Origin of the sequence: Paracoccus hibiscisoli, from assembly GCF_005048265.1 — a bacterium.
GTDB lineage: Bacteria > Pseudomonadota > Alphaproteobacteria > Rhodobacterales > Rhodobacteraceae > Paracoccus > Paracoccus hibiscisoli.
Window position 1 is genome coordinate 58,092 of the sequence record NZ_SUNH01000019.1, and the last position, 15,588, is coordinate 73,679.

Annotated in this window: 11 protein-coding genes; 1 reads left to right on the forward strand and 10 read right to left on the reverse strand. The window is 69.1% G+C overall.

Annotated features, from left to right (window positions below; genetic code table 11):
- Window positions 1-83: 83 nt before the first annotated feature.
- Genes FA740_RS13870 through FA740_RS13900 form a run of 7 tightly spaced genes read right to left on the reverse strand, consistent with a single transcriptional unit; the run spans window position 84 to window position 6,546 of the window.
- Window positions 84-857, reverse strand: a complete 774-nt coding sequence (locus tag FA740_RS13870) for an inositol monophosphatase family protein (protein ID WP_136857368.1) — start codon at window positions 855-857, stop codon at window positions 84-86.
- Entirely contained in the window at window positions 850-1,635 is a 786-nt protein-coding gene (locus FA740_RS13875; RefSeq protein WP_136857369.1) for a metallophosphoesterase, read from the reverse strand. Before FA740_RS13875 ends, FA740_RS13870 begins: the two co-directional genes overlap by 8 nt.
- Window positions 1,636-1,650: 15 nt before the next feature.
- Window positions 1,651-2,451: a carbohydrate ABC transporter permease gene (locus FA740_RS13880; RefSeq protein WP_136857370.1), complete on the reverse strand. Its 801-nt coding sequence runs from the start codon at window positions 2,449-2,451 to the stop codon at window positions 1,651-1,653.
- Window positions 2,448-3,320 (reverse strand): carbohydrate ABC transporter permease, encoded by an 873-nt coding sequence (locus tag FA740_RS13885; protein ID WP_211243713.1) that lies wholly within the window; start codon window positions 3,318-3,320, stop codon window positions 2,448-2,450. Before FA740_RS13885 ends, FA740_RS13880 begins: the two co-directional genes overlap by 4 nt.
- Before the next feature lie 27 nt (window positions 3,321-3,347).
- Complete coding sequence (locus FA740_RS13890) at window positions 3,348-4,643, reverse strand: ABC transporter substrate-binding protein (RefSeq protein ID WP_169306311.1); 1,296 nt, start codon at window positions 4,641-4,643, stop codon at window positions 3,348-3,350.
- Window positions 4,644-4,650: 7 nt separating this feature from the next.
- Complete coding sequence (locus tag FA740_RS13895; protein ID WP_136857372.1) at window positions 4,651-5,703, reverse strand: ABC transporter ATP-binding protein; 1,053 nt, start codon at window positions 5,701-5,703, stop codon at window positions 4,651-4,653.
- A 9-nt stretch (window positions 5,704-5,712) separates the two neighbouring features.
- Complete coding sequence (locus FA740_RS13900) at window positions 5,713-6,546, reverse strand: DeoR/GlpR family DNA-binding transcription regulator (RefSeq protein ID WP_136857373.1); 834 nt, start codon at window positions 6,544-6,546, stop codon at window positions 5,713-5,715.
- A gap of 168 nt (window positions 6,547-6,714) precedes the next feature.
- On the opposite strand from FA740_RS13900, the gene FA740_RS13905 reads away from it, so the two are divergent.
- Window positions 6,715-8,871: an O-linked N-acetylglucosamine transferase, SPINDLY family protein gene (locus FA740_RS13905; RefSeq protein WP_136857374.1), complete on the forward strand. Its 2,157-nt coding sequence runs from the start codon at window positions 6,715-6,717 to the stop codon at window positions 8,869-8,871.
- Between the two features lie 128 nt (window positions 8,872-8,999).
- Here FA740_RS13905 and FA740_RS13910 read toward each other — a convergent pair whose 3' ends face one another.
- From FA740_RS13910 to FA740_RS13920, 3 genes are read right to left on the reverse strand one after another with little or no spacing between them, the layout of a single operon-like run.
- A complete protein-coding gene (locus tag FA740_RS13910; RefSeq protein WP_136857375.1) occupies window positions 9,000-12,110 on the reverse strand; it encodes an error-prone DNA polymerase in 3,111 nt (1,036 codons plus the stop codon).
- Window positions 12,107-13,624: a Y-family DNA polymerase gene (locus tag FA740_RS13915; protein ID WP_136857376.1), complete on the reverse strand. Its 1,518-nt coding sequence runs from the start codon at window positions 13,622-13,624 to the stop codon at window positions 12,107-12,109. Before FA740_RS13915 ends, FA740_RS13910 begins: the two co-directional genes overlap by 4 nt.
- A complete protein-coding gene (locus FA740_RS13920; protein ID WP_136857377.1) occupies window positions 13,545-14,294 on the reverse strand; it encodes an ImuA family protein in 750 nt (249 codons plus the stop codon). Before FA740_RS13920 ends, FA740_RS13915 begins: the two co-directional genes overlap by 80 nt.
- Between the last annotated feature and the right edge of the window lie 1,294 nt (window positions 14,295-15,588).

The following is a 15,588-nucleotide window of genomic DNA, read 5'->3' on the forward strand; positions in this document are numbered from 1 at the left end:
CGGACGGGACCGAGCGTGAGGGCCGATGGGCGGCCGATGGAACCCCCGTCAGGCCAGCCTTCGCCCCAAGGGCGCGCGGGGCCTTATGGCCCGATGTCGGCGAACAGCGGGCGGCAGGCCTGGACCAGCCCCGGCTTGCCGATGACAAAGCGCATCGGGCCCGAGAGCGGCATCGCCGCCCCGTCCATCGTCGAGACGGCGCCAAGCGCGGTCAGGATGGGCCAGGCCCCCATCACGTCCCACGCGCTTTCGCCAAAGCCCACATGGCCGTCGACCTCGCCCAGGGCCAGCTCGATCAGCGAGATGGTGGTGGCGTTGCAGCAGCGGATCATGATCCCGGCATCCTGGGTCAGAAAGCGCAGCATCTCCATGCGCTCGGGGGCGGGGACGGCGCGGCCCAGGCCCACGCCCACGGCGGCGCGGTCGGGCGCATGCGCGGTCAGGGGCGCCAGCAGTCGGCCGTTGATCTGCGGGGGGTGGCCCCGGCCTCCGGTCAGGGTCAGGTCCAGCGCGGGGGCATGGATGACACCCAGCATCGGCACGCCGTCCTGCCACAGCCCGATCGAGACCGCCCATTGCCGCCCGCCCCGCACGAAGTTGAACGTCCCGTCGATCGGGTCCACCACCCAGACCCGCCCCGAGGTGCCGGGGGTCAGGCCGTCCTCCTCTCCCAGGATGCCGTCCTGGGGAAAGGCCGCGCGCAGGCGGGCGGTGATCAGCGCCTCGACCGCGCGGTCGGCGATGGTCACCAGGTCCAGCGGGCCCTTGGCGCTGACGGCGCCGTCCGACAGGCGGCCGAAATGCGACAGGGCCAGCGCGCCCGCCTCGCGCGCCAGCGGGACCAGCACGTCAAGCATCGGCCAGCCCGTCCAGGTCGGGGAACCGCTGGTGGACGATGTGACCGCCATCCGCCTGCAGAAGATGCAGCGCGTGGTGGAACGGCTGGGTCACGGTCGGCGGTTCGTCCGGGGCATCCAGCGCCAGGGCGAACTGGAACGCCGTGCTGGTCGCGGCATGGACCGTCGAGCGCCCGAACCGCGCCGTGAAGGGCCGGTGCAGATGGCCGCACAGGATGGTCACGGGCCGGTCCTGCGCATCCAGCAGCGCGCGCAGCCGCTGGGCCCCCTGGATCAGCAGTGCGCCGTCCAGCCGCCCCATCCCCGACGCGCAGGGCGGGTGGTGCAGCGCGACCAGCGTATGCCCGGCAAAGGGTCGGGCCAGCTGTTCGGCCAGCCAGTCCAGCTGCGGGTCCAGCAGGCGGCCCGCGACCTCGGTCGGTGACACGCTGTCCAGGGCGATCACCCGGACATCGCCGCGCTGCCAGACATGGTGCAGCAGATGCGGGTCGGCATAGGGCCGGTCGGGCACCACGGCGCGCAGCAGCGCCCGGTCGTCGTGATTGCCGGGCACGATGACAAAGGGCACCGACAGCCCGGCCAGCAGGTCGGACAGGACGGCATATTCCTGGGGGCGGGCGTCGTTCACGGTGTCGCCGGTGATGACCACAAGGTCCAGGCCGGGCAGGGCCGACAGGTCGCGGATCAGCGCGCGGGCGCGGGCGGTGGCATCGGCGCGAACCAGTCCGGGCGCATCGCTCGCCGTCAGGTGCAGGTCCGAGATATGGGCAAGGCGCATGATGATGGGGGTCCCTTAGCGGATGCCGGCGCGCATGAAGCTTTGCACGAACTGGCGCTGGAAGATCAGAAAGGCGATCAGCAGGGGCGCGACCGACAGCAGCGTGGCCGCGGTGACGGTGGGCCAGTCGATGCCCTGCTCGACGGTGGAAAAGACCTGCAGGCCGACGGTGATGGGGCGGGTCGCGACCGAGTTGGTGATGATCAGCGGCCAGAGGAAGTTGTTCCAGTGATAGGCGACCATCACCAGACCGTAGGCCAGATAGGTCGACCGGGCCAGCGGCACATAGACCCGCCACAGGACCGCAAGCGGGCCCGCGCCCTCCATCCGGGCGGCCTCGTCCAGCTCGCGCGGGACGCTCTTGAAGGCCTGGCGGAACAGGAAGATGCCAAAGGCCGATGCCAGATAGGGCAGCGCGATGGCCGGGATCGTGTCCAGCAGGCCCATCTGCGCGATTGTGGCATAGTTGCGCACCAGCAGCACCTCGGGCTTGACCATCATCTGGACCAGCACCAGCATGAACAGCCAGTCGGAGCCGCGGAACGGAAAGACCACGAAGGCATAGGCCGCCAGCGTGCAGATCACGAACTGGCTGATCACCACGAACACGACCAGCATCAGCGTGTTCAGGAAATAGCGGTCGAAGGGCACCGCGTTCCAGACCCGGACAAAGTTCTCCAGCGTCAGGGGCGCGAACAGGTCAAAGCGGGCGGCATAGACCGGCGGATGGATCGCCGTCCAGATCGCGTACAGCAGCGGCAGCACCCACAGAAGGGCCAGCGACCAGGCGATCAGGTTCAGGGGAACACGGTTCATCGATAGTGGATCCTTTTGTCCAGGACGCCGAACTGGATCAGCGCGATCAGCGCCAGCACCCCCAGCAGCACCACGCTGAGCGCCGCCGCATAGCCCGTATCCCAATAGCTGAACGCCACCTGATAGATGTAGTGCAGCAGCAGTTGCGTCGAATTGTTCGGCCCGCCCCGTGTCAGGGCGATGACGTGATCGACCAGGCGGAAGGCCTCGATCACCGCGTTGATCAGGATGAAGAGCGTGGTGGGCATCAGCAGGGGCAGGATGACGCGGCGCAGGCGTTGGGCGGGGCCGGCCCCCTCCAGCGTCGCGGCCTCCAGCAGGGCGGGCGGGATCTGCTGCAGGGCGGCCAGATAGAAGATCATGAAAAACCCCGCCAGCTTCCACACGGTGATGACGATCAGCGCCCAGAGCGCAGTGCCGGGCATTCCCAGCAGGTTGTTGCCGCCCAGGCCCACCAGGCCCAGCACCTGGTCGATCAGCCCGTAATCGGGCGCGTAGAAGAACATCCAGATGTTGGCCACCGCGATCATCGGCAGGATAGTGGGCGTGAAGAAGGCCAGCCGCACCAGCGCGCGCCCGCCGATCCGGGCATTGACCAGCAGCGCCATCGCCAGCGCCAGCCCCATCGAGGCCGGGATGATGACCGCCGCATAGATCAGGTTGTTGACGAAGGCCTGCCGAAAGATCGGGTCGTTTGCCATGGTGGCGAAATGGCCGCCCCCCACCCATTCTGCCGGGCGGCGCCCGCGCGGGGTCGAATGGAGGGCGTCGATCAGCGTGGCGACCGTGGGGTAGAAGGTGAAGACCACCAGCAGCACGGCGGCAGGCGCCAGCAGGGGCCAGGCGATCCGGGCGTTGCGCGATATCATCGGTGTCCTCCCCACGGTCATGTCAGATCAGTCGCGATAGACGGCCAGGATGCGCTCTGCCTCGGCCTGGGCGGCGGTCAGGGCGTCGGCGGGCGACTGCTGGCCGGTCAGGGCGGCCTGGATGGCGGCGTTCAGCACCTCGTTGACGCGCTGGCCCTCATAGGTCGAGATCTCGGGGACCGAGACCGCGATCTGGCGGCGCGCCACGTCGGCCTGGGGCACTTCGGCCACGTAATCCTGCAGGGCCTGCGTGTCCCAGGACCCGTCGCGCGGCGCGACATAGCCGGTCTGGATGCCCCAATCGGCCAGCAGATCGTCCGAGGTCATGTGCTTGATGAACCGGAACGCGGCGGCCTTTTCCTCGTCCGAGGCGTCGGCGAACAGATAGAGGTTGCCGCCCCCCAGGACCGAGGCCGGGTCGGGGTTGCCCGGATAGGCCGCGACGCCGAAATCGAAGGGCGCATTGGCGCGGATGTTGCCCAGGTTGCCGGTGGTGGTCCAGGCCATCGCCAGCCGCCCCTCCATGAAGTCGGACGGCGTGGTGCCCCATTCCAGCACGCCCGGCGGGTGGATGCCGTGTTCAGCCCCAAGCGAGACCCAGTATTCCAGCGCGCCGATCACCTCGGGGCTGTCGAAGAAGGTGTGCAGCCCGTCCTCGCTGGACAGCTGGCCGCCGTTCTGCGCGACCAGCGCGCCGAACAGCCAATGCGCCGCATTCGAGCTGCCGGGAATGCCCAGGCCCCATTGCGTGACGGTGCCCGATGCGTCGCGGAGGGTCAGGGCGCGGCCATGCGCGACCATCTCGTCCCAGGTTGCGGGCGGGGTCTCGGGGTCAAGGCCGGCTGCGGCATAGGCCTCCTTGTTGTAATACATCACGGCGGTCGATCGCTGGAACGGCGCGCCCCAGACATGGCCGTCCAGCCGGGCCGAGGCCAGATAGGCGGGCATGAACCCGTCCAGCCAGGCCTGATCCTCGGGCGTGGTGATGTGCTCGTCCAGCGGCGCGATCACGCCGGCGTCGATCAGGGTGAAGATGTCGGTGGCCAGCATCACGGCCACGGTGGGCGGGGTGCCCGACCGCGCGGCGGTCAGGGCGCGGGTGGTCGTGTCGGTATAGCTGCCCGAATAGATCGCCTCGACGGTGATGTCGGGGTTCTGGGCCTCGAACTCGGCGACATAGCCGTCGACGACCTCGGTCAGGGGGCCGCCGACCTGCACCGGATAAAAAAAGGTGATCTCGGTCTGCGCCAGGGCGGGCGACAGAACGGCAAGGCTGATCGCGGCGCTGCCCAGCAGGGTGCGCGTCAGGGAAATCGGGGTCATGATGTCCTCAGGCTGTGTGAAACGATGGCTGTGCGTGGTGATGGGCCGCCGCGTCGCGCCGCAGCCCGGTGGTGGCGTCGAACAGATGCAGCGCGTCCGCGCCCCATCCCAGATGCACGGCCCGGCCCGGCCCGATGCCGGGTCGGCCCTGCAGGCGCACCGCGACATGCGGCCCGCCGATATCGACGGAGAGGATGCTGTCCGCTCCGAAATATTCCAGCTGCACGACCTGCCCCGGCATGCCCTGCGGGGCCAGGGCGATGTCCTCGGGGCGCAGGCCCGCCAGCACGTCCTGCGGCAGATGCGCCCCCGCCTGTCCCAGGTCGGCCACGGTCAGCACGTTCATGGGCGGCGCACCGATGAAGCGGGCGACAAAACTGCTGGCCGGGCGGGCATACAGCGCGTGCGGCGTGTCGAACTGTTCCAGGCGGCCGTCGCGCAGCAGGGCCACGCGGTCGGCCATGCTCATCGCTTCGGTCTGGTCATGGGTGACGAAGATCATCGTCAGCCCCAGACGGCGCTGCAGGGCGCGGATTTCGGCCCGCATCTCGGCGCGCAGGGATGCGTCCAGGTTCGACAGCGGCTCGTCCAGCAGGCAGATCGGCGCCTCGGCGATCAGCGCGCGCCCCAGGGCCACGCGCTGCTGCTGGCCGCCCGACAGCTGTGCGGGGCGGCGGTCCAGCAGCCGGTCCAGCCCCAGCAGCGGGGCCACGCGCGCCAGCTTGTCGGCCTGGGCGCGGCGGGACTCTCCGCGGACGGACAGGCCGAAGGTGATGTTCTGCCCGACCGTCAGATGCGGGAACAGCGCGTAGGACTGGAACACCATCGAGATGCCGCGCTGCGCGGGCGGGGTCGCAGTCACGTCGCGCCCGTCCAGCCGGATCGCGCCGGATGTGGGCGCCTCCAGCCCCGCGATCAGGCGCAGCGTGGTCGATTTCCCGCAGCCCGACGGGCCCAGCAGGGCGACGAATTCGCCCTCGCGCACCTGCAGCGACAGATCGCGCAGGACCGGGGTGTCCCCCCAGGATTTGGTCAGCGCATCAAGGGTCAGGATGGGCATTGGCGGTCCTCAGGCAAAGATGATCTTGCGCGCCAGCGCATCGGGGATGGTCCCCAGGCAGTCGCGGCAGGCCGTGTCGGTGACGATCCGGTCGACCGCCTCCAGCGGCGCGATGACGGCCAGCGCGCTGCGCGTGAACTTGGAATGGTCGGCCACGACGATCACCTCCTGCGCGATCTCGATCATGGCGCGCTGCGCCTCGGCCAGGGCGGGGTCCGATATGGCGATCTGCCCGCGCCCCAGATCCACGGCCGAGACCGACAGGAACAGCCGGTCCACGTTGAACCGCCGGATGGTCGCTGCGGCCAGCGGGCCGCTGAGGCTGCGGTTCATGTCGTGATATTCGCCGCCGGTGACATACAGCCGTTCGACCCCGGCGCCCGCCAGGCAGGCGGCGATGTCGGTGCCGTTGGTCACGAAGGTCAGCCCCGTGCGGCGCGACAGCTGGCTTGCCACCTGCAGGACCGTCGTACCTGCATCCAGAAAGACCGCATCGCCATCGGCCACCAGATCGGCCGCGGCCTTGCCGATGCGGGCCTTGTCCGCGGCATGGCGCGTCAGCCGCTCGCTGTTGGGAAAGTCGCGCGTGATCTGCGCCAGCGGCATCGCGCCGCCATGGGTGCGCCGGATCAGGCCGCGCGCCTCCAGGTCGACCAAGTCGCGCCGCACCGTCGCCTCCGAGACGCCCAGAAAGGCCGAGAGGTCCAGCACCGGCGCATAGCTGCAGGCCTCCAGCCGGTCCAGCAGCCGCGATTGCCGGCTGGTGGCAAGCCCTGGTCCCTGTTCCGGCATCTGCGGCCCTCCGCCTTGGTTCGCGTTGGTGCCGGGATGCCAGCCGCTCATGACAGCCGTATGACCGGAATCGCGCAGTTGCGTGAAATCGCGCAGAGGGCGGATGAGGCCCGGGGGCTGCGTCGTTCACCGGATGTAAAGGATCATCGGCTTGCACCGGGGGGACCATGCCCGCGCCGCCACCCTGGCGCGGCGAACAGCCAACGGTGATCCGAACCTGTGTCCATCGAACGCCAGTTGATCAAGGCCCGCTCACTTGCCCGGTCGGGCGCCGTAGGGCGCGCGCGCGATGCGCTGACCGCGATCCTGAATGACCACCCCGCCAACCGCCGCGCCCAGCAGGCGCTGGCGCAGCTGGATGCCGAGGCGCCGGGCAATCCGCCCGCCGCGGACATGGCCCGCATCGCCGCCCTATCCGCGGAGGGACGCCCGGCCGAGGCCTTTGCGCTGGCAGGCGGCCTGGCACGGCGCTTTGCGAAATCGTCGCCGCTCTGGACGGTGCTTGGCTATCTGGCGCTTAAGCTGGAAGACGGCGATGTGGCGCAGTCGTGTTTCATGACCGCGCTGTCGCTGAACGAGCGGGCCGCCGATCCGATGATCGGTGTGGGACTGGTTCACCACAGACGTGGCCGGTTGCAGGAGGCCATCGCCTGTCTGGAACTGGCGCTGGACAGGCAACCGGACCACGCACAGGGCCGGCGCAAGCTGGCCGCGCTTTATGCAGGGATCGAATGCCATGACGTGGCGCTGACGCATTTCCGGCGCGCGCTGGTGCTGTCATCCGATGACCCGCAGCTGCACGAGGATTGTGCCATCACCCTGATGAAGCTGCACCGCTTTGACGAGGCGACAGAGGCGCTGGCCCCGGTTCTGACGCGCTGGCCCGGCCGGTTCGAGGCGCCTTTTCTTGCGGGCCTGATGTGCGCGGCCGCCTTGGATCTGCCCAAGGCGCTGTCCTGGTTCGAACGGGCAGACCGGCTGCGCCCCGACGACCAGGTCGTGTTGTCTATGATGAAGGCGCGATCGCAGATGGCCGATTGGAGCGAATGGCCCCGGCAGGCCGACCTAGTCGCGCGGCTGGGGCAGGGCACGCCTGACCTGAACCCGGGGCCCATCATCAGCCTGACCGACGATCCAGCCATTCAGCGCTGGCATGCGGAACGGGCATCGCGCCATCAGCTGCCCGCCGCCGGTGCCCCGGTCCCGGCCCGTGCGGCAGAACCGGGCGACCGGCTGCGGATCGGCTATTTCTCGGCCGATTTTCACGACCATGCCACGATGGTTCTGATGGCGGGCCTGTTCGAGCATCACGACCGGTCGCGGTTCGAGGTCTTTGCCTATTCCTACGGTCGCGAGGATGACAGCCCCACGCGGCGCAGGCTTGTCGCTGCGGTCGAGCATTTCTGCGACATCCGCAAGATGACCGATGCCGATATCGCCGCCCGCGCGCGCATGGACGGCATCGACATCGCCATCGATCTCAAGGGGTTCACCCTGGGCAGCCGCCTGGCGATCTTTTCGCATCGTGCGGCGCCGATCCAGATGTCCTGGCTGGGCTGGCCGGGAACCCTGGGCAACGCGGCCTTCGACTATGCGATCGTGGACCGGGTGACGGTGCCCGAGCAGTTCCGCGCGGGCTTCAGCGAAAGCCTGATCCGGATGCCGGACAGCTATCAGGTCAATGACGACGCCCGCCCGGTGCCCGCTCCCGCGCGACCCCGCGCCGAATACGGTCTGCCCGAGGACGGGTTCGTGTTCTGCTGCTTCAATGCGACCTACAAGATCTCTCCGCGCGAGTTCGACATCTGGATGCGGCTTCTGTCGCAGGTCGAGGGCAGCGTGCTGTGGCTGCTGGGCACGACGGTCTGCGCCGAGGCCAACCTGCGTGCCGAGGCCGAGCGTCGGGGGGTGGATGCCGCGCGGCTGATCTTTGCGCGCCGGGCGCCGCTGGCCCAGCATCTGCGGCGGCAGGGCGCGGCGGATTTGTTCCTGGATACCTTTGTCTATAACGCGCACACGACCTGCAGCGACGCGCTGTGGGCGGGCTTGCCGGTCGTGACCCTGCCGGGGCGCCATTTCGCGGCAAGGGTCGGCGCCAGCCTGCTGAGCGCGGTAGGCCTGCCTGAGTTGATCGCCCCGGACGAGGCCGCCTATGAGCGTCTGGCCCTGGAGTTGGCGCGCGCGCCCGACCGCCTGGCGGCCATGCGGGCGGGGCTGATCGCGAACCGCCGGACATTGGCTCTGTTCGACACGGCGCGGTTCACCCGTAATCTGGAGACGGCATTTGAGATGTCCATCGCGCGCCACCGCGCGGGGCAGGAGCCGGGCGATATCGATGTTCCGGCCTCCGCGATCCGCGCGTCCGATTGCGGATAAGGGGGGCCTTGGGGCCGGCAGGCATCCTGCAGCGGCAGGCGGATGGAACGCCATAGGGGCTGGCGACCGGATTGACGACTGGTCGGCACAGGCAATTCGTTTGCGCATGGGGGACTGCGGGCGGTGGGTCAGGCCTCATCGCCGCGGCCGTGGGGCAGCGGAAAGGCGGTGTTGTTCTGGCCGATGCGTGCCAGGTCGGGTGACAGGTCGCTCAGCCGGTGGACCAGCAGATGCACGACCGCGCCGTCATGTTGCAGGCGACCCGTGGCGGCCAGCATGCGGGCCGAGAGGATGATGCGGCGATGCGCGTCAAAGACCCGGGGCCAGACGATCAGGTTGGCGATGCCGGTCTCGTCCTCCAGCGTGATGAACATGGTGCCCTTGGCCGAGCCGGGGCGCTGGCGCATCAGCACGATGCCCGCGACGGTGCACCAGCGGCCGTGGCCTTCGGTCGCCAGATCGGCGCAGGGGCGGATGCGGCGATGGGCCAGCGCGTCGCGCAGAAAGCTGACCGGATGGTTGCGCAGGGACAGGCCGGTATGGCCGTAATCCTCGACCACCTCGCGGCCGGGGGGCATGGCGCGCAGGGGGACGGCGGGTTCGGCATGCGGGCCGGTCGCTGCTCCCGGCAGGGCCGCGAACAACGGCAGGTCGTCGTCGCGCGACCCGCGCAGCGCCCAGAGCGCCTGCCGCCGCGACAGGCCGAAGGCGGGGCGAAAGGCGTCGGCTTCGGCCAGGCGGATCAGGGCGGATCGGGGGACGGCGCGCAGATCGGCCACATCCGTCGCGGGCCGTGCGGCCAGGATGGCCTGCGCATGCGCCTCGGCCAGACCCTTGACCATGCGCAGGCCAAGGCGGACGGCAAAGCGGTCGCCCGCAGGCTCCAGCGTGCAGTCCCAATCCGAGGCGTTGATGCAGACCGGGCGGACCTCGACCCCATGGTCACGGGCGTCGCGCACGATCTGGGCGGGGGCATAGAACCCCATCGGCTGGCTGTTCAGCAGCGCCGCGCAGAAGGCATCCGGATGGTGGCATTTCAGCCAGGCCGAGGCATAGGCGATCAGCGCAAAGCTGGCCGCATGGCTTTCGGGAAAGCCGTAGCTGCCAAAGCCTTCCAGCTGGCGAAAGGTGCGTTCGGCAAAGTCGCGCGGATAGCCGCGCGTGGCCATCCCGGTGATCAGCTTGTCGCGGAACCCGGACACGCCGCCGGTCATCTTGAAGGTCGCCATGGATTTGCGCAGCATGTCGGCCTCCCCTGGGGTAAAGCCCGCGCATTCGATGGCCACCCGCATGGCCTGTTCCTGAAACAGCGGCACGCCAAGCGTCTTGCCCAAGACCTTTTCCAGTTCGGGCGTCGGGTAGACGACAGGCTCTTGGCCCGCGCGACGGCGCAGATAGGGGTGGACCATGTCGCCCTGGATCGGGCCCGGGCGGACGATGGCGACCTGGATGACCAGGTCGTACAGCCTGCGCGGCTTCAGGCGCGGCAGCATCGACATCTGCGCCCGGCTTTCGATCTGGAAGGTGCCTACCGTGTCGGCGCGGCAGATCATGTCATAGGTCCGGCGATCGTCCTGGGGGATGCTGGCCAGATCGTGGCGCAGCCCCTTGTGGCGCGCGACCAGGTCCAGCCCGCGCCGCATGCAGGTCAGCATGCCAAGCGCCAGCACATCGACCTTCATGAAGCGCAGCGCGTCGATGTCGTCCTTGTCCCATTCGATGATCTGGCGATCGGCCATGGCGGCGGGTTCGATGGGGACCAGATCGTCCAGCCGGTCATGGGTCAGAACAAAGCCGCCCGGATGCTGGGACAGATGCCGGGGCGCGCCGCGCAGCTGCCCCGCCAGGTCCAGCAGCAGCCGCAGCCGGCGGTCGTCGGGGTTCAGGCCCAGCTCTCGGATCTGATCGGGGGTGATGCCCTCCTCGCCCCAGGACCAGACCTGTCCCGAAATGGCACGGATCATGTCTTCGGGCAGGCCCAGGGCCTTGCCCACATCGCGCAGCGCCCCCTTGGAGCGATAGCGGATCACCACGGCGGTCAGGGCGGCGCGGCTGCGGCCATAGGTGCGATAGACCCACTGGATGACCTCCTCGCGGCGCTCATGCTCGAAATCGACGTCGATGTCGGGCGGCTCGCGGCGTTCGGCGCTGATGAAGCGTTCGAACAGCAGGTTGCCCTCCCTGGGGTCGATGGAGGTGATGCCCAACACATAGCAGACGGCGGAATTGGCCGCCGATCCGCGCCCCTGGCACAGGATGCCGCGCCCGCGGGCAAAGCGCACGATGCTGTTCACCGTCAGGAAATAGGGCGCGTATTCCAGCTGCGCGATCAGGCGCAATTCGTGGCGCAGCTGGGCGCGGACGTTCGGGGGCAGGCCGTCCGGATAGCGCGTGGCCGCGCCCGCCCAGGTCAGCGCCTCCAGCGTCTCTTGCGGCGTCAGGGAGGGGTCGTCGCGCTCCTCGGGGTATTGATAGCGCAGATCGTCCAGCGAAAAGCGGCAACGGTCCGCGATGGTCGCGGTGCGGGCCAGCGCGTCGGGGTGGCGCGGAAACAGGCGCGCCATCTCGGACGGGGCCTTGAGATAGCGGTCGGCATGACGCTCGCGCCGAAAGCCCAGGGCATCGACCGTGGTGGTGTGGCGGATCGCGGTCACCACGTCCTGCAGGATGCGGCGGGCGGGGTCGTGGAACAGCACGTCATTGGTCACCACCGTCGCCACGCCCATCCGGGCCGCCAGGCGGGACAGGTCGTGCAGCCGCAACTGGTCGTTGGGGCGCCGCCGCAGGGTCAGCGCCAGATGCGCCCGGTCGCCGAAGCGGTCGCGCAACCGGCGCAGGCGCAGGGCGCAGATGTCGTCGGCCGTGTCCGGGATCAGGATGGCCAGCAGGCCGTCGGCATGGGCCTCCAGATCGGGCCAATCCAGATGGCATGCGCCCTTGCCCGCCCGCGCCTTGCCGATGGACAACAGCCGGCACAGCCGCGCATACCCCGCCCGGTCCGTCGGATAGACCAGCACCGACATGCCGCAGCGCAGGTCCAGCCTGCAGCCGACGATCAGCCTGACGCCCGTCTGTTTGGCGGCCTCATGCGCGCGGACGATGCCCGCCAGGCTGTTCCTGTCGGTCACCGCCATCGCGCGGATGCCCAGAAGGGCCGCGGTCGCGAACAGCTCCTCGGCCGAGGAGGCGCCGCGCAGGAACGAGAATTGCGACGTGACCTGCAATTCGGCATAGCTCATCCAAAGATCCCGTGCATGAACCAGCGATGAGAGCCGGTGGCCCGGTCCTCTCCGTCGCCGGCGCGAAAGATCCAGAACCGCTGGCCGGCCTCGTTCTCGATGCGAAAGTAATCGCGAACGGCGCGGGCCTCGGCGTCGCGTTTCCACCATTCGCCAAAGATGCGTTCCGGCCCGTCGGCGCGGGCGACGGCGTGGCGCGTACCGCGCCAGGCGATCCATTTCGGCGGATGGTCCGGCAGCAGCGCCAGCGTCTCGATCGGCTCGGGGCGGGGCAGCAGGCGCGAGGGGCGCGGCCAGTGCCCGGGCCAGCCCCCGCCCTGATCCGGTGACAGCGCCGCGACCCGCGTGACCGAGCGTTCGGGCACGTCGCTGGCCACCGGGCTGAGCCGATAGACCGCGCGCGCGCCCACGCGGTTGGCCAGCAGATCGACCAGACCCGCGATGTCGGGCGGGGCCTGTTCCAGCAGGCTGCTGGCCTGCCGTGGGACCAGCGGTTCGGCCAGGGTGGCGGTCAGGGTCATGATCTCGATGCCGAAGCCCGGATCGATGGTGGGGATCTTGTCGGTCAGCAGGCGGGTCAGCCGCGCGGGGTCGCGCTGTGCCGTGGCCAGGCCCACGCGGACCGTCTGGACCCGGTTGTCCACGCGCCAGCACAGCAGGTCCAGCCGCCGCGCCCCTTGTCCCCGCGCCTCCAGCGCGGCGCAGAGTTCGGTGACCAGCCGGGCGATATACCGCGCGATGGTCTCGGCCGCCCCGATGGGTTCGGCAAAGCTGCGGCGGACCTCGATCAGTCCTTCGGGGCGCAGTGGGGCGATGGGCTCGGGCGCGTCGCCCAGGGCCTGGTCCAGCCTGCGGCACAGTTCGGCGCCAAAGCGGCGGGTCAGCGGCCCGCGGGGCGTGTCGATCAGATCGCCGATGGTGACAAAGCCCAGGTCCAGCAGCCCCGCCACGGTGGCAGGCGCCAGCCGCAGCGCCGCAAGGGGCAGGGGCGCCAGCACGGCGGCGGTCGCGCCGGGCGGGGCGATGCAGGGCGCGTCCCCATGATGATGGCGCGCCAGGGCATGGGCGGCGCCCCAGGTGTCGGCGATGGCAAGACGCGCGGTGATGCCCGTCAGGGTCAGCCGCCCCAGCAGCATCTCCAGCAGGGCTGCCTCGCCGCCATGCAGGTGATCCGCGCCGGTCACGTCGATCACCACCCCGTCGGGCGGATCGACCGCCACGATGGGCGCGATGCGTTGCAGCAGCCACAGGGCCAGCCGCTCCAGCGCGTCCAGATCGGCGCAGGGGTCAGCGGGTTCGATCCGCAGGTCGGGAACCAGCGCCTGCGCCTTGGCGACGGGCATGCCGACATGCAGACCCAGGCCCCGCGCGGCATCGCAGGCGGCGGTGATCACGCGGCGATTGCCGACGCGCCCCGCCAGGATCAGCGGCGCCTCAGCCGAAGGCGTGTCTGCCCGCCGCTGCAGCCGGTCGATCGGCCACATCGGCAGGCAGACCGAGATGACCCGTGTCATCGCAGCCCTCCAGGATCATCTCGAACGTTTCCCCGGCCCGCGCCCGGACCAGTTCGACCCGCCAGCGCGCCCGCCCCACGCCCGGCACCGGAAGCGGCACCGAGGGCAGCGCCGAGATGCGCCAGCGCGTCATGGCCGCGGTGGGCTGGCCGAAATCCTCGGCCTGCGCCGGATCGCGCCACCGGCGCAGCGCCAGGCCGGTCGTGCCGGAGGTCTTGGCCGCCAGATGCAGCCGCCGCGAGGCCGTCATGGACAGGCGCGCCACCTCTGCCACCACCGCGCCCAGGCCGCCATGGCGCAGCCCTTCCTCCATGCAGGCCAGCAGGCTGATGTCATCGCCCGCCTCGACATAGATCACCCGGTCGGGTGGCAGCCCCGCCTGCTCCAGACCCGGAGCGAACAGATCGCCCTGCGTCACGCACCACAGCACCGGTCCCGGCAGGCGCGCGGCAATCCCGGCGGCAAAGCAGGCCGCCACCGCGCCATCGGCCGCGCCCGCAGGCCCGCCCGACACCTCGTGCAGGCAGCCCAAGGCCAGCCCTCCCTGCGGCAATCGGCGGTCCAGCGCGGGCACACCAAAGGCCAGCGTCTTGCGCGCATGCCCCTCCGCGCCCTCCAGATGGGCGATCCGGTCGCGCAGCGCGGCAAGGGTGAGGCGGGCATCGGACATGGTAAGGCGGCGATCCTTGGCCTGGGGTTATGTTTCTGTTTTGTTCTCATTTGGCCGGTGAGTCAACCGCAGGCTGGCGCAACCTCTGCCCCCGCCCGACCGGCATCCGCCATCGGTTCCCGAGCTGGTCCGCCGCTTGCAGCCCGGGCTGCGACAAGCGCGCGACATGCCCATTCCTGGCCATCGTATGACGAATGCGCGGTGACATATGTCCCCGACGGCATTTCGCAACTGAAGGCCCGATACACGTCGGCAGTGGCATTCGACGGGGCCGCGTTCACCGGATGACTCGTAGCCCGTCAGGGTCGGACGTTGTACCCTGTCAGGAACGGCGTGCCAGTGGATTGGCCTCGGTGATCAGGACGATGACCCTGGCATCCACCCAACTGTGGGGATGAGGGATCACGGGCAGGTCGCCGCGATCGCACACGGTCTGGACTTCGGACGTTCCCGATGGGGTTCGGGTTTCAAGGTCTAATGTTGCCTGACGAACCGTATAAGGGATCGGGCCAGGGATCAGGGCTCTCCGCAGCATGCACGGCGCGGTAAAGGTCCGGAGCAGGATGTCCACTCGGCTCTACCCAGGTCGGCAGCTTTGTATCGTCGGGGCATCGACCACGAATTCGGAACGATCGGACATCCATCCATTCATCATCGCAGGAAAAGGACGTCGCGATCGGCTGCCGCATGGCGGCATAGACAAAGGCGCTCAGCGAGCACCTCGAGCCAGCCGGGCGCAGTCGTTTGACTATTTAGGCCTGTTATTCAGTCGCGGTTCATGAGCCTCGTAGCGGAGGTGCGGTTCGGTCAGGTTGCGGATCTCCGTCCGGTGATTGTGGTTCCTGATGTGGATGGTCTTGAGGTCCGTCGGGTCCACCAGCCTCTCTGCAGGCAGTTAGACGCGCAGGCCGGTGAACGGTAAAAGTCCAAGTTTTTTCGTTAACCCAGTGCGCTCACATGCAGGGCACGGAAGGCGCCCTTGGACGACCTGTCCCAGATAACGGTATCCATTGGTGAGATCCTACTCGCATTACTTTCTATGAACTCGCCCGGGAAAGACACGCGGTCCCCAAGGTCGGCCTGCCGTGCGCACAGCGTCGCCGGACCGGCTATCACGGGCAGGTAGCGACCGCCAAAGCCCCGCCCGGCATGCAGCACCCGGCCGAACATTCGCGAGAGCTTCCCAAGCCCACAGCAGTTCACGTGCTCATCGAAAATCTCGCACCAGACCCTATTGCCAAGGGGCTGGACAGGAAGGCGCGCCTCCATTTTGGCTCCAGACCCATTAAGTTCA